Annotated in this window: 23 protein-coding genes; 9 read left to right on the forward strand and 14 right to left on the reverse strand. The window is 70.3% G+C overall.

What is annotated here, in order from left to right; all coding sequences use genetic code 11:
* Positions 1-49 precede the first annotated feature (49 nt).
* A complete protein-coding gene (locus tag AB4Z01_RS10685; RefSeq protein WP_441693254.1) occupies positions 50-1,690 on the reverse strand; it encodes an alpha-glucosidase family protein in 1,641 nt (546 codons plus the stop codon).
* A 130-nt stretch (positions 1,691-1,820) separates the two neighbouring features.
* Here AB4Z01_RS10685 and AB4Z01_RS10690 point away from each other — a divergent pair, with 130 nt between their 5' ends.
* On the forward strand, positions 1,821-2,906 hold the full coding sequence (locus AB4Z01_RS10690) for a LacI family DNA-binding transcriptional regulator (protein WP_441693256.1): 1,086 nt from the start codon (positions 1,821-1,823) through the stop codon (positions 2,904-2,906).
* A 122-nt stretch (positions 2,907-3,028) separates the two neighbouring features.
* On the opposite strand, the gene AB4Z01_RS10695 is transcribed toward AB4Z01_RS10690, so the two are convergent.
* Positions 3,029-4,099: a glycosyltransferase family 4 protein gene (locus AB4Z01_RS10695; protein WP_441693258.1), complete on the reverse strand. Its 1,071-nt coding sequence runs from the start codon at positions 4,097-4,099 to the stop codon at positions 3,029-3,031.
* 296 nt (positions 4,100-4,395) lie between these two features.
* Between AB4Z01_RS10695 and AB4Z01_RS10700 the strand changes: the two genes are divergently transcribed.
* The 4 genes from AB4Z01_RS10700 (at position 4,396) to AB4Z01_RS10715 (ending at position 8,906) form a co-directional block, all read left to right on the forward strand.
* A complete protein-coding gene (locus tag AB4Z01_RS10700; protein WP_441693260.1) occupies positions 4,396-6,186 on the forward strand; it encodes an ABC transporter ATP-binding protein in 1,791 nt (596 codons plus the stop codon).
* 77 nt (positions 6,187-6,263) lie between these two features.
* Positions 6,264-7,277 (forward strand): D-cysteine desulfhydrase, encoded by a 1,014-nt coding sequence (locus AB4Z01_RS10705; protein ID WP_441693262.1) that lies wholly within the window; start codon positions 6,264-6,266, stop codon positions 7,275-7,277.
* Positions 7,274-7,855 carry a DNA-3-methyladenine glycosylase I gene (locus AB4Z01_RS10710; RefSeq protein WP_441693264.1) on the forward strand — a complete coding sequence of 194 codons (582 nt, stop codon included), beginning with the start codon at positions 7,274-7,276 and terminating at the stop codon, positions 7,853-7,855. Before AB4Z01_RS10705 ends, AB4Z01_RS10710 begins: the two co-directional genes overlap by 4 nt.
* 163 nt (positions 7,856-8,018) lie before the next feature.
* Entirely contained in the window at positions 8,019-8,906 is an 888-nt protein-coding gene (locus AB4Z01_RS10715) for a fatty acid desaturase (protein WP_441693266.1), read from the forward strand.
* A 119-nt stretch (positions 8,907-9,025) separates the two neighbouring features.
* Here AB4Z01_RS10715 and AB4Z01_RS10720 read toward each other — a convergent pair whose 3' ends face one another.
* The gene (locus AB4Z01_RS10720; protein WP_441693268.1) at positions 9,026-9,922 is read right to left on the reverse strand and encodes a LysR family transcriptional regulator; all 897 of its coding nucleotides are present in this window, start codon (positions 9,920-9,922) and stop codon (positions 9,026-9,028) included.
* A 216-nt stretch (positions 9,923-10,138) separates the two neighbouring features.
* Here AB4Z01_RS10720 and AB4Z01_RS10725 point away from each other — a divergent pair, with 216 nt between their 5' ends.
* Positions 10,139-10,561 carry a group III truncated hemoglobin gene (locus tag AB4Z01_RS10725; RefSeq protein ID WP_441693270.1) on the forward strand — a complete coding sequence of 141 codons (423 nt, stop codon included), beginning with the start codon at positions 10,139-10,141 and terminating at the stop codon, positions 10,559-10,561.
* A 333-nt stretch (positions 10,562-10,894) separates the two neighbouring features.
* Here AB4Z01_RS10725 and AB4Z01_RS10730 read toward each other — a convergent pair whose 3' ends face one another.
* The 8 genes from AB4Z01_RS10730 to AB4Z01_RS10765 form a co-directional block, all read right to left on the reverse strand.
* Positions 10,895-11,134 carry a hypothetical protein gene (locus AB4Z01_RS10730; protein WP_441693272.1) on the reverse strand — a complete coding sequence of 80 codons (240 nt, stop codon included), beginning with the start codon at positions 11,132-11,134 and terminating at the stop codon, positions 10,895-10,897.
* Between the two features lie 97 nt (positions 11,135-11,231).
* Entirely contained in the window at positions 11,232-11,801 is a 570-nt protein-coding gene (locus AB4Z01_RS10735) for a hypothetical protein (protein ID WP_441693274.1), read from the reverse strand.
* Positions 11,792-12,427, reverse strand: a complete 636-nt coding sequence (locus AB4Z01_RS10740) for a lysophospholipid acyltransferase family protein (RefSeq protein ID WP_441693276.1) — start codon at positions 12,425-12,427, stop codon at positions 11,792-11,794. Before AB4Z01_RS10740 ends, AB4Z01_RS10735 begins: the two co-directional genes overlap by 10 nt.
* Before the next feature lie 10 nt (positions 12,428-12,437).
* Entirely contained in the window at positions 12,438-13,322 is an 885-nt protein-coding gene (locus AB4Z01_RS10745) for a phosphatidate cytidylyltransferase (RefSeq protein ID WP_441693277.1), read from the reverse strand.
* Positions 13,323-13,647: 325 nt separating this feature from the next.
* A complete protein-coding gene (locus tag AB4Z01_RS10750) occupies positions 13,648-14,256 on the reverse strand; it encodes a CDP-alcohol phosphatidyltransferase family protein (protein ID WP_441693279.1) in 609 nt (202 codons plus the stop codon).
* 34 nt (positions 14,257-14,290) lie between these two features.
* Positions 14,291-15,160, reverse strand: a complete 870-nt coding sequence (locus AB4Z01_RS10755) for a lysozyme inhibitor LprI family protein (RefSeq protein ID WP_441693281.1) — start codon at positions 15,158-15,160, stop codon at positions 14,291-14,293.
* A 108-nt stretch (positions 15,161-15,268) separates the two neighbouring features.
* Complete coding sequence (locus AB4Z01_RS10760) at positions 15,269-15,598, reverse strand: YnfA family protein (protein ID WP_441693282.1); 330 nt, start codon at positions 15,596-15,598, stop codon at positions 15,269-15,271.
* On the reverse strand, positions 15,595-16,101 hold the full coding sequence (locus tag AB4Z01_RS10765; RefSeq protein ID WP_441693284.1) for a CinA family protein: 507 nt from the start codon (positions 16,099-16,101) through the stop codon (positions 15,595-15,597). Before AB4Z01_RS10765 ends, AB4Z01_RS10760 begins: the two co-directional genes overlap by 4 nt.
* A 156-nt stretch (positions 16,102-16,257) precedes the next feature.
* On the opposite strand from AB4Z01_RS10765, the gene AB4Z01_RS10770 reads away from it, so the two are divergent.
* Positions 16,258-16,944 (forward strand): fumarylacetoacetate hydrolase family protein, encoded by a 687-nt coding sequence (locus tag AB4Z01_RS10770; RefSeq protein ID WP_441693286.1) that lies wholly within the window; start codon positions 16,258-16,260, stop codon positions 16,942-16,944.
* A 115-nt stretch (positions 16,945-17,059) separates the two neighbouring features.
* A complete protein-coding gene (locus tag AB4Z01_RS10775; RefSeq protein WP_441693288.1) occupies positions 17,060-17,644 on the forward strand; it encodes a pyridoxamine 5'-phosphate oxidase family protein in 585 nt (194 codons plus the stop codon).
* Between the two features lie 328 nt (positions 17,645-17,972).
* On the opposite strand, the gene AB4Z01_RS10780 is transcribed toward AB4Z01_RS10775, so the two are convergent.
* Positions 17,973-18,221, reverse strand: coding sequence for a type II toxin-antitoxin system Phd/YefM family antitoxin (locus tag AB4Z01_RS10780; RefSeq protein WP_441693290.1), 249 nt, complete (start codon positions 18,219-18,221; stop codon positions 17,973-17,975).
* Between the two features lie 62 nt (positions 18,222-18,283).
* A complete protein-coding gene (locus AB4Z01_RS10785; RefSeq protein WP_441693292.1) occupies positions 18,284-19,177 on the reverse strand; it encodes a LysR substrate-binding domain-containing protein in 894 nt (297 codons plus the stop codon).
* A gap of 144 nt (positions 19,178-19,321) precedes the next feature.
* Between AB4Z01_RS10785 and AB4Z01_RS10790 the strand changes: the two genes are divergently transcribed.
* Entirely contained in the window at positions 19,322-20,320 is a 999-nt protein-coding gene (locus AB4Z01_RS10790; protein WP_441693294.1) for a DUF1254 domain-containing protein, read from the forward strand.
* 4 nt (positions 20,321-20,324) lie between these two features.
* On the opposite strand, the gene AB4Z01_RS10795 is transcribed toward AB4Z01_RS10790, so the two are convergent.
* The gene (locus AB4Z01_RS10795; RefSeq protein WP_441693296.1) at positions 20,325-20,669 is read right to left on the reverse strand and encodes a DUF4112 domain-containing protein; all 345 of its coding nucleotides are present in this window, start codon (positions 20,667-20,669) and stop codon (positions 20,325-20,327) included.
* Positions 20,670-20,780 lie beyond the last annotated feature (111 nt).

A 20,780-nucleotide genomic window follows, 5' to 3' on the forward strand; every position in this document is an offset into this window, starting at 1 on the left:
AGGCCGGCTCTGGCGAGTCGAAATGATTTTAGTCTTGGACCGAACGTCGTCAGGCCGCGCTTCGTTCCGCCTGCACCGCCTCGGCCGCCATCGCCCCGAAGAAGGCGGCGTAGGGCGGCAGCGCCACCCGGCCGCCATCCAGCCGGGCGCCCAGACCGGGCGCGTCGGTCGGCGCGATCTCGGCCGGCGGCGCGGTCCAGATCCGGGTCTCGCCGGTCAGGTTGAAGACGCAGAGGATGCGCTCGTCCTCCAGCCGCCGCTCGAAGGCCAGCACGCCGTCGGCGGTGTCGAGGAATTTCAACGAGCCCGCGGCGAAGGCCGGGCGGCTGCGGCGCCAGCGCAGGAACTGCCGGGTGAAGGCCAGGGTGGAGTCGGGATCGTGCGCCTGGGCGCCCACGGCCAGGCGGCGATGCGCCTCGGGGATCGGCAGCCAGGGCTCGGCGGCGGAGAAGCCGGCCTGTGGCGCCTCGGCCTCCCACGGCATCGGGGTGCGGCAGCCGTCGCGGCCCTTGAAATCCGGCCAGAAATTGATGCCGTAGGGGTCCTGCAGCTTCTCGTAGGGCACCTCGGCCTCGGGCAGGCCCAGCTCCTCGCCCTGGTACAGGAAGGCGGTGCCGCGCAGCGAGGTCAGGAGGGCGATCAGCAGGCGCGCCAGCCGCGGGTCGGCCTCGGTGCCGCCCCAGCGGGTCAGCACGCGCTTGACGTCGTGGTTGGAGAAGGCCCAGGACGGCCAGCCATCGGTGGTCGCCTGCTCGAAGGCGATCAGCGCCGTGGCGATATGCGCCGCGTTGAAGGTGTCGTTCAGCAGGCTGAAATTATAGGCGGTGTGCAGCAGGTCGGCCTGGACGTATTCCGCGGTCCGGCCGATCGGGTCGTCGTCGCCGATCTCGGCCACCGCCATCCGGTCCGGATAGCGGTCCATCAGCGCCCGCAGCCGGCGCAGGAACATCAGGTTCTCGGGCTGCGACTTGTCGTAGAGATGCAGCTGCATGTAGTAGGGGTTGTCCGCCCGGTCGTCCCCGGTCGGCGCCCGGTCGGCCGGCTTGCCCGGATTGTCGCGCAGCAGCCGGTCGTGCATGTAGAAATTCGCGGTGTCCAGGCGGAAGCCGTCGGCACCGCGCTGCAGCCAGAATTCCAGCGCCGCCAGCACCGCCTCCTGCACCTCCGGATTGTGCAGGTTCAGGTCGGGCTGCGTGGTCAGGAAATTGTGCATGTAGTACTGGCGCCGGCGGGTGTCCCACTGCCAGGCCGAGCCGCCGAAGATCGACAGCCAGTTGTTCGGCGGGTTGCCGTCCGGCTTGGCGTTGGCCCAGACGAACCAGTCGGCCTTGGGGTTGTCGCGGCTGGCCCGGCTCTCGCCGAACCAGGGGTGCTGGTCGGAGGTGTGGCTGATCACCTGGTCGATGATCACCTTCAGCCCCAGCGCATGCGCCTTCTCGACCAGCCGGTCGAAATCCTCGAGCGTGCCGAACATCGGGTCGACGTCGCAGTAATCCGAGACGTCGTAGCCGAAATCCTTCATCGGCGAGGTGAAGAAGGGTGAGATCCAGATCCCGTCGACGCCGAGATCGGCGATGTGGTCGAGCTTGGCGGTGATGCCGGCCAGGTCGCCGATGCCGTCGCCATTGGTGTCCAGGAAGCTGCGCGGATAGATCTGGTACATCACCGCGCCGCGCCACCATTCGCGCATTCAACCCCTCCCGATATCCCCTGCATCCAAGCCGCGATTCGCCATCCGCCGCGATCATCTGAATGCATTCAGTTCCGACACTATCAGAGACTTTCTTGATCGATCAAGAGGGAGACTTTAGGGTGCCCACATGAACGACGGATCGGAGAAGCGGCGGGGCACGCTGCTGGACATCGCGGCGGCCGTCGGCGTGTCGCGCACCACCGTGTCGAACGCCTTCAACCGGCCGGACCAGTTGTCGGCCGAGCTGCGCGACAAGATCATGGCGGCGGCCCGGGCGCTGGGGGTGCACGGGCCGAACCCGGCGGCGCGGATGCTGCGCACCGGCCGGGCCGAGGCGATCGGCCTCCTGTTTCACGAGACCCTGCCCTTCGCCTTCGACGACCCGGCGGCGGTCGGCATGCTGCGCGGCATCGCCAGCGCCTGCGAGAAGGCGCGCTCGGGCCTGCTGATCCTGCCGGCGGTGAAAAGCCCGGCCAGCCGCAGCGCCATCCACCGCGCCGCGGTCGACGGCTTCCTGGTCTACGGCTTCCTGAACGGGGCGGAGGCCTGGACGCCGCTGCTGCGCCGCGGGCTACCGGTGGTGGCGATCGACAACCAGGTGCCGGATGGAGTGCCCTTCGTCGGCATCGACGACCGCGGCGCCGCCCGCCGGGTGGCGCAGCATGTGGTCGGGCTCGGCCACCGCCGGCTCGGCATCATCACGCTGGAATCGGCGGTCGACGGCTATGTCGGGCCGCTCGACGCGGCGCGGCGAACCAAGATGACCTTCCGCACCAGCGTCGACCGGCTGGAGGGTTATCTCGAGGCGATCGCCGCCGCCGGCATCGACCTGGGGTCAGTGCCGGTGGAGGAGCGGCCGGCCTCGAGCGAGGCGCATGGCCGCGATGCCGCGCTTTCACTGCTGCGCCGGCCCGACCGGCCGACCGCGATTCTGGCGATGTCCGACCGGCTGGCGATCGGCGCGATCGAGGCGGCGCGGTCGCTGGGCCTGCGGGTGCCGGAGGATGTGTCGGTCGCCGGCTTCGATGACATCCCGCGCGCGGCGCTGGTGCGCCCGGCCCTGACCACGATCCGCCAGCCGCTGTTCGACAAGGGCGCCACCGCGGCGCGGCTGCTGCTCGACGCCGTGGCCGACGGCGGCACGATCCCGCCCGACCGCCATTTGCTGCCGACGGAGCTGGTGGTCCGGGCCTCGACACGGGCGCCGGGGTAGGGAAGTCCCCTTACACCGTCATAGCGACCCCGGCCTTGAGCCGGGGGAAGCAATCCAGGGCCGTAAGAGCGGCGGCATGGATTGCTTCGTCGGCTTCGCCTCCTCGCAATCACGAACGAGGCTCAGTTCGCCACCGCGCGAAGCACGGCCGGTGTCTTCGGCGCCTCGACCGCCTGCAGGCCCTCATAGATTGCGAGGTAGTCCTGGGCCATGCGGCGGGCGGTGAAGCGCTGGTCGAAGACCTCGCGGATGCGGGTGTTCGACAGCTCGGGCAGGCGCTGCACCGCGGCCACCGCGCCGATCTCGTCCTCGACGATGAAGCCGGTGACGCCCTCGTCGATCACCTCGGGGACGGAGCCGCGGTTGTAGGCCACCACCGGCGTGCCGCAGGCCATCGCCTCGATCATCACCAGGCCGAACGGCTCCGGCCAGTCGATCGGCACCAGCAGGCCGATGGCACCGCTCAGGAAGGCCGCTTTCTGGGAATCGTCGATCTCGCCGATGAAGTCGACATGCGGCGATCGGGCCAGCAGCGGCTTGATCTCGGCGTCGTAATATTCCTGGTCGGCCTTGTCGACCTTGGCCGCGATCTTCAGCTTCAGGCCGCTCTTCGCCGCGATCTCGATCGCCCGGTCGACCCGTTTCTCCGGCGCGATGCGGCCGAGGAAGGCGAGGTAGCCGCGCTCGGCCGGCACCGGCGTCAGCAGCTGCGCCGGCAGGCCGTGATGCACGGTGGCGATCCAGCCGGCCTTCGGCATCGGCCGGCGCTGGGCGTCGGAGATCGACACCACCGGCACATGCGAGAAGGTCTCGAACATCGGGTGCAGCTCGGGCAGGTCGAGCCGGCCGTGCAGCGTGGTCACGAACGGAACGTCGCCGCGGCTGAACAGCGAGAACGGGAAATAGTCGAGATGGCAGTGGATGATGTCGAATTCGTCCGACCGCCGGTACACCTGCTCGAACATGTGCATATGGGGCGCGATCCAGTCACGCACCGAGGCGTCGAGCCGCATCGCCCGCGGCCAGCAGGCCTCGAGCGTGGCGGAGGTCACGGAATCGCCGCTGGCGAACAATGTGACGTCGTGACCGAGGCCGACGAGCTCTTCCGTCAGGAAGGACACGACGCGTTCGGTGCCGCCATAGAGCTTGGGGGGGACCGCTTCGAACAGCGGGGCGACCTGCGCGATTCGCATGTGGATGGAACTCCCTCCGCAGATGGGGGTTTTGTCTGACATCACCGGCGCTGCGGTGCAGCAATGCGGCGCTGCTCTCTTTCAGGTGCTCCCGCGGCAACGGGCACTCGATGACCACAGACAATCGGGGCGGCAAAAGGTTCCGACTCCGCCCCGATAATGTCTGTGGGGTGCGCGCAGATCAGGTGCAGTGCAGCGATGCGCCGTCATCTGTCGGCATGGCGTGCCAAGACTCGCAAGGCGGCCGAACCGTGCCGTCCATGGTGGATGAAGACAAAGCAGGGGAGCTGATGGACATGGCGTCCACGCAGACTCGCACTCTCGAGGGATTCCGGAACCGGCCGATCGGCTTCATCCTGCACTATGTGCGGCAGGAGGCCGCGTCGCATGCGGTGGTGATCGCCTCGGTCGTGGCCGCGGTCGCCTGCGCGATCGGGTCGCAATATGCGATCAAGCATCTGATCGACGTGCTGGCCCTCGGCACCTCCGGGGCGATCTGGCTGGCCTATGGCCTGCTGGTCGGGCTGATCCTGGCCGACAACATGCTGTGGCGGGTCGGCGGCTGGGTCGCCAGCCGGGCCTTCGTCGCGGTCACCGGCGCCGTCCGCCGCGACCTGTTCCGGCATCTCACCGGCCACGCGCCCAGCTACTTCGCCGACCGCCTGCCGGGCATGGTCGCCGGCCGCGTCTCCGCCACGGCGAATGCCATCTTCACGACCGAGAGCATGTTCTCCTGGAACGTGCTGCCGCCGGCACTCTCCCTGGTCGGCGCGATCTGCGTCCTGGCCTCGGTCGATCTCGTCATGGCGGCGGCCCTGGTCGCGGCCGCGGTGGCGCTCTCGATCTTTATCTACCGCCTGGCCAAGCGCGGCGGGCCGATCCACCGCAGCTATGCCACCGAGGCCGCGAAGGTCGACGGCGAGCTGGTCGACGTGATCGGCAATATGGGCCTGGTGCGGCTGTTCGGCGCCACCTTCCGGGAGCAGGAGCGGCTGGCCGACCGCATCGGGGTCGAGCTCGCCGCCCGCCAGCGCAGCCTGCGCTACATGGAGCGGCTGCGGCTGATCCACGCGGCGATCACCGGCGTGCTGACCGCCGGTCTGCTCGGCTGGGCGCTGCTGCTGTGGCAGGCGGGGCGGGCCACGCCCGGCGACATCGTGCTGGTCTGCTCGCTGGGCTTCGCCATCCTGCACGGCACCCGCGACCTCGCGGTGGCGCTGGTCGACCTGACCCAGCACATCGCCCGGCTGTCGGAAGCGATCGCGAGCCTGCTGGTGCCGCACGACCTGCCCGACGCGCCGCATGCCGAGGTGCTGCCGGCGCCGAAGCATGGCGGCGGCGTGCCGATCGCCTTCGAGGGCGTGCGTTTCAGCTATCCCAAGCGGGCGCCGATCCTGGACGGCTTCGACCTGCGCATCGAGCCGGGTGAGCGGGTCGGGCTGGTCGGCCTGTCCGGCGCCGGCAAGTCGACCGTGCTGACCCTGGTGCAGCGCTTCTACGACGTCGAGCTCGGCCGGATCGAGGTGGCGGGGCGCGACATCCGCGACCTGACGCAGGAGAGCCTGCGCCAGATCATCGGCGTGGTGCCGCAGGACATCTCGCTGTTCCACCGCAGCGTGCGCGAGAACATCCGCTACGGCCGGCCGGACGCGACCGATGCCGAGGTGATGGCCGCGGCCGAGGCCGCCCATTGCCGGGAGTTCATCGAGGTGCTGCCGGAAGGCTTCGACACCGTGGTCGGCGACCGCGGCGTGAAGCTCTCGGGCGGCCAGCGCCAGCGCATCGCCATCGCCCGCGCCTTCCTCAAGAACGCGCCGGTGCTGCTGCTGGACGAGGCGACCTCGGCGCTGGACAGCGAATCCGAGCGCGCGGTGCAGGAGGCGCTGGACGACTTGATGCAGGGCCGCACGGTGATCGCCATCGCCCACCGCCTGTCGACGCTGCAGCGTTTCGACCGGATCGTGGTGATGGAGGCGGGGCACGTGATCGACACGGGCACCCCGGCCGCCCTCGCCGCCCGCCCCGGCATCTACCGCTCCCTGCTGCAACGCCAGCTCGGCCATCCGGAAGAAGCCCACGCCGCGTGAGCCGGTTCGCACCCGCCGCCCCGGCGTGATATGCAGCCTGGGCGGCCGCCCGGGGCCGCGCCTCAGGGACGAAGCCGATGCCATCGCTCGACCAGTTGCCGCGCCTCCGCCTGCAGCACGCGCCGACGCCCTTGGAGCCGCTGCCGCGGCTCACGGAAGCGCTCGGTGGCCCGCAGCTCTGGATCAAGCGCGACGACTGCACCGGCCTGGCGCTGGGCGGCAACAAGGTGCGCAAGCTGGAGTTCCTGCTCGGCGACGCACTGGCCCAGGGCGCCGACACCATCATCACCGCCGGCGGCCCGCAATCGAACCACGCTCGGCAGACCGCGGCCGCCGCCGCCCGGCTGGGCCTCGACTGCGTGCTGGTGCTGACCGATGCGGTGGCGGGGCGCGACCCGTCCTATCACGCGAGCGGCAACCTGCTGCTGGACGAGCTGTTCGGCGCGCGGATCGAGCTGCACCCCGGCACCGCCGACCCGGATGTGGAGATGGCGCGTGTCGCCGAGGAGTGCCGGGCCGAGGGCGGCACACCCTATGTCGTCCCGGTCGGTGGGTCGAACGCGCTCGGGCTGGTCGGCTATGTCGATGCGGCGCAGGAGTTGCTGCGCCAGGGCCGCGACCAGGGCGTCGCTTTCACCCATGTGGCCCTGGCCAGCGGCAGCGGCGGCACCCAGGCCGGCCTCGCGCTCGGCCTCGCCCWCGGCGGCAGCACCGCCCCGGCGGTCGGCTACTGCATCAGCCGGTCCTCGGCGGAGCAGCGGCCGAAGGTCGCCGGGCTGGTCCAGGCCGGCGCTGCGCTGCTCGGCGTCCCGGCGCCGCTCTCGGCCGCCGATCTGGTGCTGGAGGACGGCGTGGTCGGCGACGGCTACGGCCTGCCGACGGAGGGCATGGTCGAGGCGCTGCAACTGGCCGCCAGCCGTGACGCGATCGTGCTGGACCCGGTCTACACCGGCAAGGCGATGGCTGGGCTGATCGCCGGCATCCGCGCCGGCCGCTTCCGGCCCGACGACGTCGTGGTGTTCCTGCACACCGGCGGCACGCCCGCCTTGTTCACCTATCCCGACGCCTTCCCGATTCACTGGGGCGAATGACCGATCCGGATCTGCCGCGCTGTGGCTGGGCCGCGGGCGGCCCGGCGATGCTGGCCTATCACGACCGCGACTGGGGCACGCCGGAGCGCGACGACCGCTCCCTGTTCGAGAATCTCAGCCTGCAGGGCACCCAGGCCGGCCTGTCCTGGCGGCTGGTGCTGGAGCGGCGGGAGAACTACCGCCGCGCCTTCCACGGCTTCGACATCGCCCGGGTGGCGGCGATGACCGACGCGGAGATCGAGGTGCTGCTGGCCGATGCCGGGCTGATCCGCAACCGGGCCAAGCTGAACGCGGTGCGGACCAATGCCCGGGCTGTTCTCGCCGTGATCGAAGCCGAGGGCGGGTTTGGCCGCTATCTCTGGTCCTTCGTCGGCGGCGAGCCGCTGGTCAACCGCTGGACCGCCCATGCCGAGATGCCGGCCACCAGCGACATCTCCGACCGGATGAGCCGCGACATGAAGCGCCGCGGCTTCGTCTTCGTCGGCTCGACCGTCTGCTACTCGCTGATGCAGTCGGCCGGGCTGGTGAACGATCACATGGTCGGCTGCTTCCGGCATCCGGAGTTCGGGCAAAGCTAGCTCATGGCTTCCTTTTTTGTCATTGCCGGGCTTGACCCGGCAATCCAGGGGCCACCGAGAACGGCTTTGAAAGCCCCTGGATCCTCGGGTCAAGCCCGAGGATGACAGTTATAGAAGGACCGACAGCCTTGATCCCCACCGCCGCCCGGGACCAGGATGAGGCATGGCGGAGACCAGGGCATTGTCGCCGGAGGCGCTGAAGGCGCTGTCCCGGCGGTCCGACATCGACGGGCTGTGGGCGCTGGCCCGGCATGCCGGGCTGATCGCGCTCGGCGTTGCCCTGGTGCTGGCGGCACGCGGCAGCCTCTGGGTTTGGCCGGCCATGGCGCTGCTCGGCGCCGCCGAGATCTCTCTGTTCGCGCCGCTGCACGAGACCACCCACCGCACGCCGTTCCGCTCGCTGTGGCTGAACCGGCTGGTCGGCTGGGTCGCCGGCTTCCTGCTGGTGCTGCCGCCGGAAGGTTTCCGGCTGTTCCACATGGCGCATCACCGCCATACCCAGGACCCGGCGCGCGACCCGGAGCTGATCGGGGCCAGGCCGCTGACCCGCGGCCGCTATCTCCTGATCCTGACCGGCCTGCCGTATTGGAGAAGCCAGATCCTCGCCCTGCTGCGCACCGCGGCCGGCCGCGACCGGTCGCCTTGGATCCAGGCGGCCGACCGGCCCCGGGTGACGGCCGAGGCCCGGCTCTACGTGCTGCTCTACGCCGCGATCCTGGCCATCAGCTTCGCCACCGGCAGCACCCTGGCCCTGCTGCTCTGGATCGGGCCGGTGGTTCTGGCCCAGCCGCTGCTGCGCTGGGTGCTGCTGGCCGAGCATTCCGGCTGCGTCCTCGGCAACGACCGCTGGGCCAACACCCGCACCACCCTGGCCGGGCTGGTGCTGCGCGGGCTGTTCTGGAACGCCAGCTACCACACCGAGCACCATCTGGCGCCCGGCGTGCCGTTCCACGCCCTGCCGCGGATGCACGACCTGGTCTCCGCCCGGCTCGCCGTGCTGTCGCCGGGCTATCCGGCCGCCCATGCCGAGATCCGCCGCGGCTTGGTGTGAGCGTCGTTTCACGTCATTGCGAGCGCAGCGAAGCAATCCAGGGGCCGCTCATACCGGCCCCTGGATTGCTTCGTCGGCTTCGCCTCCTCGCAATGACGGCCCTTGGGGGTTGACCCGCCTCACCCCCGGTCCGCCTTGATGAGATCGACGAACGCCCTCAGCGGCGCCGGCATATGGGTCCGGCTCTGATAATAGAGGAAGGGGCCGGAGAAGCTCTGCCACCAATCCTCCATCACCGGCACCAGCGCGCCGCTGTCGAGATGCGGCCGCAGCACCTCCTCGAAGGAGCTGATCACCCCCAGCCCGGCGACCGCGGCCGCCACCTCCATCTCCAGCGCGTTGGCGATCAGCGGGCCGTCGGGGCTGATCCGGATGATCTGGCCGTCGCGCTCGAACTCCAGGCCGGCCAGGCGGCCGCTGGCGAAGCGGTGGCGGATGCAGGAATGGTCCAGCAGGTCCTTCGGATGAAGCGGCCGGCCGCGCGCCGCGAGGTAGGACGGCGCGGCGGCGACGACGAAGCGCTGGACCCGCGGGCCGACCGGCACCGCGATCATGTCGCGCTCGACCCGCTCCTCGTAGCGGATGCCGGCGTCGAAGCCCTCGGCCAGCACGTCGACGAAACTGTCCTCCGCCGTCACCTCCAGCCGGATGCCGGGATGCGCCACGAGGAACCGGGCCGCGATCGGCGGCAGGATATGGCGGCCGACGATGGTCGGCACGTTCAGCCGCAGCGTCCCGGTCGGGCTGTCGCGGGCGCTGGTCACGGCATCGAGCGCGCCGGCGATCTCGCCCAGCGCCGGGCCCAGCCGCTCCAGCAGCCGCTCCCCGGCTTCGGTCGGGGTGACGCTGCGGGTGGTGCGGTTCAGCAGCCGCACGCCCAGCCGCGCCTCCAGCCGCCGCAAGGCGTCGCTCAGCGAGGAGGCCGAGACGCCGCGCAAGGCCGCCGCGCCGCGGAAGCTGCGGGCCCGGGCCACGGCGACGAAGGCGTCGAGATCGGACAGGTCGGGGCTGCTCATCGTTCGGCTTTCCGCACGGCTTGTTCGCCACTGCCCGGATTATCGCACGAAATCTGCTCGCCCGTAGTCGGCCTGTCTGGCCCGGATCGAGCAGGCCGTGCCCAAGGGCGCCGCCGCCGGCGACCGCTCCACTCGTCGAGCGCCCTGCACCCTCTTGAAGCCAGACCTGCAGCGATCGGCCTTGGCGTGCCGACTCGGATCTGGCCATATATCCGCATGGATATGACGGATGCCGATCCCATCGAGCCGATCGACGAGGCGATGATCAGGACCCTGGTCCACGCCTTCTACGGCCGCGTGCGCGGCGACGCGGTGCTGGGGCCGATCTTCGCCGGGGTGATCGGCGACAACTGGGACCGGCACCTCGCCAAGATGTGCGATTTCTGGTCGTCGGTGATGCTGCGCAGCGCCCGGTACCAGGGCCGGCCGATGCAGGCCCATGCCGGCGTCTCGGCGCTGCGGCCGGAGCATTTCGCGCATTGGCTGGACCTGTTCCGCGCCACGGCGCGCGAGGTCTGCCCGCCGCGGGCCGCCGCGCGCTTCATCGACCGGGCGGAAAAGATCGCCGAAAGCCTGCGCCTCGGTGTGATGTTCCAGCGCGGGATTCTGCCTGATACCCCGGCGCGCCGGGCGGGCTGAGCCGCGGTCGACCATGTCGCGTTGCCTCTCCCGCAAGCGAGACCTTTTCAGACTCCAGCCACCCGACTCGACCTATGCCTTTAATCCTCCCCCTCCCCTTGCGGGAGGGTGCTAGGGGTCTGCGCGCGGCGGCGCGCATGGGCAGTGAACAGAGATCGCCACCCGGGCCGGTCCTCCGACGATCCAGGCCGGGTCGAGCCGAGAGACCCCCTCCCCCTACCCCCTCCCGCGAGGGGAGGGGGAGGATAAAAAGTCTATGCCGGAAGGGTGGGAGCTATTCTGAAAAGGTCCCGCAAGCGCGAGGGGCAACGCGTTGGCTGAACTGGCTGTGACTTACCGGCGAGCCGCGAACGCCGCGACGGCGAAGCCGGCCGCGACCACGGCCAGGCCGCCGGCTACGGTGACGATGGTGAGCGCGACCGAGAGGTCGCTGCCCGACGGGCCGAACAGGGCCAGCAGGCTGGCGCCCAGCCCGGCCAGCGAGATGCCGCCGACGGTCAGCAGCGACTGCAGGTCGGACGAGGTTTCCGCGGCGGCGCTCTTGGCGCGGCCTTCGGTGCGCGACAGGTCCATGGCTCTCTCCAGGCGGTCCGGCTGAGCCGAAGCCCGCGGCTGTCGTCTCCATATGTCAGACGTGTTGTCCCAGACATAGGGCGGCAGAGGCCTGGCGTCAGCCCCCGACCTTGGACCAGTAGGCCACATAGAACGCAGACCAGCCCAGCGCCGCGAGCAACAGCCGCACCCGCAGCGGCTGCAACCAGCCGGGCATGGCGGGTGTCAAGCCGTGCAGGATCGCCCCGGCCGCGGCGAGTGCGACAAACCGCGGCAGCCGCACCAGCGGCGTCAGCAGCGCCAGCTCCCACACCGGGACGCCCAGTGCCGGCGCGCTGGCGGCGGCGATCTTGTAGGGGATGCCGCTCAGGCTCGCCAGAATCATCGCCCCGGCCAGGCCGGCGGCGGATTCGGTGCCGGCCATCATGGCCTGCATCCGGGCGATCATGGCGGTCGGGATCGCCGGCACCTCATCGATCAGCGCGATCGCGGTCTCCGGTGCGTGGCTGGCGAACAGCGCCAGCGCGGTGCCGCCGACCATCGCCCCGGCCGCGGCGGCGACCGCGGCCCGCAGCCCCGCCCGCCAGCCGCAGGCCAGCGCGATCAGCGACACCGGCACGTCCGGCACCACGAAGAACAGGCAGGCCTCGGCCACGCCCCAGAGGAAGGCCAGCCACGTCAGTCCCATTCGGAAAACCTCGTGCCCTCCACGAGCTTCGCCATCGCCGCTTCCAGCCCCTCGACGAAGGCGTCGGTGTCCTCCGGCCGGTCGGCCAGGGGCGGGCCGACGAAGGCGTCGCAGAAGAACGGCACCGGCAGGAAGGCGCCGCGCGGCAGCACCTTGCCCAGCCCATGCAGATAGACCGGTACGATCGGCACGTCCGGCCGCCGCTTGGCCAGGTGGCAGATGCCCTTCTTGAAGCGCTGCAGGCGCTCCGGCTCGCCGCGCGACCCTTCGGGGAACAGGATCAGGATGCAGCCCCGGTCCAGCGCCTCGATACAGCCGGTCAGCGGGTCCTCGCCGCGCTCCCGCGCATGCCGGTCGAAGGGCAGGATGCCCATGCAGCGGGTCGAGAACCAGGCCATCGCCTTGCTGCTCATGAAATAGTCGGCCGCCGCCACCGGCCGCACCTTGTGCAGGATCCGGCTCGGAAACAGCGAGGTCAGGGCCACCGTGTCGGCATGGCTGTTGTGGTTGGCGACGATGATCGCCGGCCCGGCCATCGGCAGCCGCTCCGGGTTGCGCACATGCAAGCCCACGAACAGCAGCATCAGGGGCTTGGTCACCAGCCAGTGGAACAGCAGTCGCCACATGGTCCGGGCCTCAATAGTAGAAATAGCGCATGAAATGGAAGAACAGCGGCGCCGCGAAGATCAGGCTGTCGATCCGGTCCAAGACGCCGCCATGGCCGGGGATCAGCGTGCCGGTGTCCTTGATGCCGATGTCGCGCTTGACCGCGGAGACGGTCAGGTCGCCGAAGAAGCCGCTGACCGCCATCAGCGCGCCGGCCGCCAGCGCCATGTGCAGCGACAGCGGCGCCAGCAGCGGCCCGATCAGCCCGGCGACCACGGTGGTGGTGACCAGGCCGCCGATGAAGCCCTCCACCGTCTTGTTCGGGCTGACCGAGGGCGCGATCTTGTGCCGGCCGAAGATCCGGCCCCAGACATACTGCGCCACGTCGTTGCCCTGGGTCAGGATCAGCAGCAGCAGGAGCAGCCCGGCGCCGCCCGGCCCGGCCTGGCCTTCCTCCGGCAGCACGAACAGATAGGCGACATGGCCGATGGCGAAGACGCACAGCATCAGGCCCCAATGCAGCGTGCCCAGCGCGCGCAGGAAGCCGGTGACCTCGCCGCGCAGCACCATCATCGCCGGCACCACCATGAACAGATAGACCGGCACCCAGATGATGAAGAAGCCGTACTGCTCCTGCGCGATCCACCACCATTGCGTCGGGATTGCCAGATAGGCGATCAGCAGCACCGCCCGGTCGGCCCTCCGGGTCGGCACCACCGACAGGTACTCCTTCAGCGCCAGGTAGCTCACCACCGCCAGCACCACCAGGACGGCAATCGGGTTCAGCACCAGGGCGATGCCGCCGGCGATCACGATCACCCACCAGGAATGGATGCGTAGCCTGAGCTCGGTCCAGTCCTTGTCCGGCTTGCTGCGGCGCAGGAACAGCACGGTGGCCTCGGCGACCAGCAGCACGACGATCAGCGCGGCCAGCGTCCAGGCGACGGTGGGATCGACATTTAGCCCGGATATCTCACACCCCCTGCGCCCTGCGTCGTCTTGCGGTGAGTCGGATGTGGGGGCGGGACGCGAAAAGCGTATCGGGACATACGGTTGAGCGGCCCGCCCCCGCAGGCGGCCGCCGCAAGACGACCCTTCGGGCCGGTTGAAAATGCCGACAGGGTGCGTCGAACGGCTTGCCCGATGCAAAAGCATCGCGCTGCGCCGCTCTCCTGCCCCGCCGGCATTTTGAACCGGCGCAGGGCACAGGGGGTGTGAGATATCTGGGCTTGCCCGGCGATCATGCCCCGATCTCCGCCAACGCCGCGCGGACGCGGTTCAGAATGGTCAGGATCGACAGCAGCAGCAGCGCCCCCAGCACCAGCGGCATCCACAGCGCCGGGGCCAGGATCTGGAAGTAGGCGGCGACGGCCAGCACCGAGAAGCCCAGCGCCCGGTCGGACTTGCCGAACGGCCCGTCATAGCGCCGGCCGGCGCCGATGCTGCGCGCCGCGATCCCGGCAGCCTCGCCGATCACCGCCAGCAGCACGGTCAGCACCACCAGCCAGGGCGGCGCCGGCAGCAGCAGCGCCAGCGGCAGGTACAGCGCCGCATCCGACACCATGTCGCCGATTTCGTTCAGCAGGGCGCCCAGCGGCGTCGGCTTGAAGAACTCGCGCGCCAGCATGCCGTCGATGGCGTTCAGCGCCATCCGCAGCAGCAGGAAGGGCGGGTACAGCAGCAGCAGCCAGGGCCAGCCGGTGGCGGCGACGACGAGGCCCAGCAGCACCGACAGCCCGGCAGCCGCCAGGGTCACGGTGTTGGCAGTGACACCCTTCTGCGCCAGCCGCGCGGCGGTCGGGCGCAGCAGCGCCTGGAATCTCGGCTTGATGTCGTAGAGCGATGGCATGGATCCCCCGATCCCCATCATACCATCGCGGGCGTCATGGCTTTTTCGTGGTGCCGTCGCTGGCGGAATCCGCCTTCGGATAGCTCGGATCGGTCAAGCAGGCGCGCAGCCAGAGCGCGTCGTCGTCCAGCCCTCCGCCCTCGGCGTCGATCCGGGGCAGGGATCCGACCGCGGCGACGGCATCCGCATTCGGCTGCAGGTCCCAGCCCGCTTCGGCCTCCTGGTCCTGATCCGGGCAGAGCGGCAGGGCGCCTGTGCCGCCGATGGAGCAGGCGGCGACGGTCTTCAGCTTGCCGCCGACGACCTCGGCGACGGAATGGGTCTCGGACACCGAGCCGGACGCCCAATCCTCGGCGACGCCGCAGACCCGGTCCTTGTTCTGATAGAAGCGGGTGGCGAAGCAGCCATAGACATCCGCCGACGCCGACCGGCCGTCGGCCGGCAGGAAGTCGCATGCGGTGCTGAAGCCGGCGAAGGGCCCGCCGGTGAACCGGGCGGCGAAGCGGCGCTGCGCCTCAGCTGCTGCGATCAGGTCGAACTGCTTGGGGTCGGTCCGGGAGCGCAGGCCGAGCGCGTCGGAGCGGTCACGCATCGCCTTCAGCAGCCGGGCATGCCAGGCTGCTTCGTCCTCGTCCTCTTCCGGGCCGGCGAGCCGCTGGTCCCGCGCGGCCAGCCAGCGCCGCTGGCTGGCCACCAGCATGTCGCGGATCTCGGCATCGTCCGCGGCCGCTTTCAGGATCTGAGCATAGGCCTGGCCCATGGCCGCGTCGGCCGCCTTCAGTGTCTTGTCGCCGCAGATCGCGTGCTCGATCCTGGTCGATGCCTTGCCGCAATCCAGCGCCAGGGCGGGGGAGGAGAGGGCGAGAAGGGCGGCCGCGGCGAGCAGCAGGGATCTGATGGTCATCGGACTCTTGGATATGAGACTGAGCAAGATGGCAAGGACATCCGTCCTGCCGCGGTCCGCAGCATCTCCGCGCGGAAAGCGGGCGGCATCGTGGCGGAGGCGGGACGGTCACGCGGCCAGGCGCCGCCCGAGCAGGATCACCGCGGCGCCGCCCAGGCACAGCACCGCGCCGATCAGGTCGAAGCGGTCGGGCCGGCTGCCCTCCACCACCCACAGCCAGGTCAGCGAGGCGGCGATGTAGATGCCGCCATAGGCGGCATAGGCCCGGCCGGCGAACTCGGCGTCGATCCGGGTCAGCAGCAGGGCGAAGGCGATCAGGCTGCCGGTGCCCGGCAGCGCCCACCACGGGCTGCCGCCCAGCCGCAGCCAGGCCCAGAAGGCGAAGCAGCCGGCGATCTCGGCGAAGGCGGCCAGGATGAAGGCGAGGATCGAGGTCACGGCCGGCCGATGCCGTCCTGATCGGCGGTCAGCCCGTCCAGCAGCAGCCGGAGCAGGGCCAGCGCGAAGGCCTCCATGTTCGCGGCGCGGTCGGCGCTGCCGGTTGCCACGGTCGCCGTCGTATTCCGCGGGCCGCAGATCGCGATGCAGCTATGCCCGGCCAAGTCGCCGTAGCGGTTGCCGGTGGGGCCGGCCGCGCCGGTCTCGGCGATGCCCCAATCCGCCTGGAAGCGGTCGCGCACGGTGCGCGCCAGCAGCGCCGCATAGGGCTCGGTCGACGGGCGCAGGCCGGCCATCTCGGCCTCGCCGATCGCCAGTAGCGCCCGCCGGGCCGCCGCGGTGTAGACCACGGCCCCGCCCAGGAAGTAGGCGCTGGCCCCCGGCACCGCCAGCAGGGCCGCGGACACCAGCCCGCCGGCGGAGGATTCAGCCACGGCGATGGTCTGCCGCCGGGCGGTCAGCAGCTGGGCCGCCTGGGCGGCGGCCGCGGCGATGGTCGTCATCCGGTTCCTCGATCTTCGGTCCGACGGCAGGATGCATCGGATCCTGCCGCGCATCCTAGCGGCGGCTGACGCCGGGCATCGATTCCGGGTTTGACAGGCCGGGCGGGTCCGCGCAGCTTCGCCCGCGGACCATCGCCTCCCGTGAAGGACTTCCCGATGTCGACCGTGATCCCACAGCCGCCGCAGACCCTTGTCCCGGTGCTGGGCAGCGACGCCACCTTCCCCGTCGGCCGCATCTTCTGCGTCGGCCGCAACTACGCCGCCCATGCTCGCGAGATGGGCCACGACCCGGACCGCGAGCCGCCGTTCTTCTTCGCCAAATGGGCCGATGCAGTGGTGCCGACCGGCAGCACCATCGCCTATCCGGCGGCGACCAGGGACCTGCATCACGAGATCGAGCTGGTGGTGGCGATCGGCGCCGGCGGCACCGACATCGCGGCGGAGCGCGCGCTCGGCCATGTCTGGGGCTATGGCGTCGGCCTCGACATGACCCGCCGCGACCTCCAGGCCGAGGCCAAGAAGCTGGCCCGGCCCTGGACCATGGCCAAGTCCTTCGACCAGTCGGCGCCGCTGTCGGCGCTGCGTCCGGCCGCCGAGATCGGCCACCCGTCCCAGGGCGCGATCTGGCTGAAGATCAACGGCGAGGACCGGCAGGTCGGCGACCTGGCCGACCAGATCTGGCCGGTGCCGGAGATCATCGCCCACCTGTCCCGCCTGGTGGCGCTGCGCCCCGGCGACCTGATCATGACCGGCACGCCGGACGGCGTCGGCCCGGTCAAGCCGGGCGACCGACTGGAAGGCCATGTCGACGGCGTCGGCGAGCTGACGGTGACCTACCGCTGACGGCCGGCAGCGCCTCTCCGATGATGCTCCCCTCACCGTCATTGCGAGCGCAGCGAAGCGATCCAGGGCAGCTCGCGCGGCCCCTGGATTGCTTCGTCGGCTTYGCCTCCTCGCAATGACGATGGAGGGACAGGACGACCTGGACGCGGTGCTGGCCGATGCCTGGGCCCGGCTCGGCCGCGCCACTGGCGAGCGCCGCCGCACCACCGGCCGGGTCGCGCTGGCCAGCGTCAACGCCCGGGGCGGGCCGGCGCTGCGCACGGTGGTGCTGCGCTCGGCCGACCCGGCGGCGCGCCGGCTCGAGATCCACACCGACCGCCGCTCGGTGAAGGTGGCGGAGATCGAGGCCGATCCCGCCGTGGCGCTGCTGCTGTACGAGGCGGCGGACGAGGTGCAACTCCGGGTCGAGGGCCGGGCGCAGCTGCTGCCGCCGGGGCCGGCGCTCGACGCCGCCTGGGCGGCGACGCCGGGGCCGATCCGTGCCGCCTACCGCATGCCGGGCCCGCCCGGCACCCTGATCGCCGATCCCGCCCTGCCGCCGCCCTCGACCGACGGCTCCGAGGCGGGCCGCGAGAACTTCGCCGTGATCGTGCTGACGGTCGACCGCATCGACTGGGTCCGCCTGGTCCCCGGCGCCGACCGCCGGGCTTTGTTCGACTGGACGGGCAGGGAGCTGCAGGCGAGCTGGCTCATCCCGTGACGTGTTCGACAGGCGAACCCGACTTTGTCCTTTCCTGTCATGCCCACGGCTGTCCGGTTAAGCTTTCGGGTTGCAGATCCAGGTGAGGAACTAAACTTTATTGTCATTGCCGGGCTTGACCCGGCAATCCAGGGGCCACTGAGAGCTGCTTTGGAAGCCCCTGGATCCTCGGGTCAGGCCCGAGGATGACAATTAAATAGAATAGAACCTAAGATAAACACGCTTCAGTTGCGATTTTTCCTCAGCCGGACAGCCGTGGGTCAAGCCCGATAATGACGGTCAGAGAGGCGCGGGCGTGCGTTCTCGGGCTGCGAACCCACCGACGCGCTCATCCCATGTGGGATCGCCGGCCGGTGTCGCTGTCGCGCTCGATACTGAAGCCGCCCACCTTTGGGCCGCCGAGCAGAAGCGCCCGGACATCCGGCTGGAGGGAGAGCAGGGCGCGGTAATCCTCGATCGACAACAGCACCGCGCGCTCACGGCCGTGGCGCGTAATGGTCTGCGGTCCCTCCGTCCGCGCCCTTTCGACCAACTCGCTGAAGCGCGCCTTCGCCTCCTGGACCTGCCACTCCGCCATATCGCGCTCCAAACCGATGTGACTGGACTATTCGCCCCGATCGGCCGCACGGCAAGTCGGAGTCACGCAGCGGCGCCGACCTCGCAGGCCCGGGCGATGTTCGGCAGCCAGCCCTGGCAGAAGTCCAGATAGGTCCGGATGATCGTCGACGGGTGGCGGTGCGGCGGATAGACCAGGTGCAGCGGCCATTCCGGCAGCGGGTATTGCGGCAGCAGCGGCACCAGTCGCCCGTCGCGGATCGGCCCGGCCGCCAAGAAGGGCGGCAGCTCGGTCACCACGTCGCCGTCGAGCGCGCGGCTGCACAGGAAATGGTAGTCGTTGGCGGTCAGCACCGCCCTCGGCACCACCACCTGGCCGCCCAGATCCCAGCGGGCGTCGATCCGCGTCGACCACACCGCGCAGGGGAAGCGCTGCAGCGCGTCGGGGTCGGCCGGCAGGCCCAGCCGCTGCACCAGCGCCGGGCCGGCGACCAGGACGTTGCGGAACGACAGGACGTGCCGCGCCACCATGGCCTCATGGACGATCGCGCCGACACGCAGGGCGACGTCGATGCCGTCCTCCACCAGGTCCATGCGCCGCTCGGTCGAGGTGACATGGACCTGGATGTCGGGATAGCGGCGCTGGAACGCGGCCAGCAGGTCCCACCACGGCAGGAAGGTCTGCGGCAGGGACAGCCGCAGGCGTCCCTTCAGCCGGGCCTGGTCGCTGGCCACGGCCTGCTCGGCCTCCAGCAGCGCCTCGATGCCGCCGCCGGCATGCTCGTAGAGGCGGGCCCCGGCATCGGTCAGCCGGGTGCCGCGGGTCGAGCGTTCCAGCAGCTGTACCTTGAGCTGCCGCTCCAGCTCGCGAATGCGGCGGCTCAGCGTCGGCAGCGGGATGGCCAGGCGGGCCGCCGCCGCCGACAGGCTGCCCGCCTGGACGACGGCGACGAACATGCGGGCGGCGTTCAGATCCATGCGGCACCCTATCATATCCGAGAGGCTGATTGTCATCGGCGCCGGTTCATTTCCAGATCCGGCAGGTCTACCTGTTGCGCTTGGAAGGGTTCCGCCTCCCCGGAAAGCACGATGACCAAGACCTGCAGAAGGATCCTCGCGGCCATGTCCCTGTTGATGAGTTCCGCCGCATCGGCGCAGTCGGTGCCCGCCTTGCCCGTCACCGTCGAGACCTACAGCCGGGCCCAGACCGATGTGAATTTTTCGGGAGTGGTGAAGGCCGGCGGCTTCGGGGCGTTCAAGCACGGCCGCGAGCTCGCCCCGCCGGTGCAGCAGGGCATCGTCCGGCCGAACCGCGACACCCTCTATTCCTTCGCCATCCTCGATCTCGATGCCGGGCCGGCGACGGTCACGCTGCCGGATGCCGGCGAGCGCTTCATGGGCATGCAGGTCGTCAACGAGGACCAGTACACCCGTGCCACATACTACGATTCCGGCCGCCACACCCTGACCCGGGAGGCGATCGGCACGCGCTATGCCATCGTCGTGGTCCGCTTCCTGGTCGACTTCGCGAGCAAGGACGACGTCGCCCAGGTCCATGCGCTGCAGGACAAGGTCACGCTCGGCCAGGATCGTCCTGGCAGTTTCGAGATCCCGGACTGGGACCTGGCCAGCCTCAGGACGATCCAGGCGGGGCTGCAGCAGCTCGGCACCACCGTGTCCGACACCCGGCGGATGTTCGGCGCCGGCCCGGATGCGGTCGATCCGGTCCGGCACCTGATCGGCAGCGCCATGCTGTGGGGCGGCAATCCGGAGAAGGACGCGCTGTACCTGCCGACCACGCCGGCCCGGAACGACGGCCGGACCGTCCATCGGCTGACGGTCGGGGACGTGCCGGTCGACGGCTTCTGGTCGCTGACCGTCTACAACAGTGCGGGCTATCTCCAGGCGAACCCGGAGAACGTCTATTCGGTGAACAGCCTCACGGCGAGGAAGGGCCTGGATGGCGCGGTCACCATCCAGTTCGGCGGCTGCGACGGCACGGTCGCGAACTGCCTGCCGATCACGGCGGGCTGGAACTACACTGTGCGCCTGTTCCGCCCGCGGGCGGAGATCCTCGACGGGCGCTGGACCTTCCCGACCGCCCAGCCCGTCGCCGGCTGAGGATTCAAATCCCCTGGCGCTCGAAATGCCGCCGCAGCAGCCGGGCGTTGCGGCGGTTGGCCTTCAGCCCGATGTCCAGGATATCGCCCAGCACCGGCACGACGCCGAGGGCGACGTCGAGCACGACATTGCCGGCCATCAGCGCCAGCACCCGGTTCGGCGCGCCCAGGCGCCGGGCCCGCAGGATCAGCCAGGCGGAGAGCAGCCCGCCGGCGGCGTCACCCAGCCCCGGCACCAGCCCGATCACGGCATCGAGCCCGAAGCGCCAGCCCAGCAGCGGCAGGCGCCAGCGTGCGTCGAGCAGCGTGGCGAGGCGTTCCAGGCGGTCCAGTTCGGCGGCGCGGTCCAAGGCGAGATCCCGATGTGGTCGACCGGCGGATGAGATGGGTGTGGAGCGGGCGGTTGTCCATGCGACCGGCTGTATTCGGAAGAATTTTGTGCAAATTGCCGAATTGGCCAT

The organism is Inquilinus sp. YAF38 (assembly GCF_052113205.1).
Classification (GTDB): domain Bacteria; phylum Pseudomonadota; class Alphaproteobacteria; order DSM-16000; family Inquilinaceae; genus Inquilinus.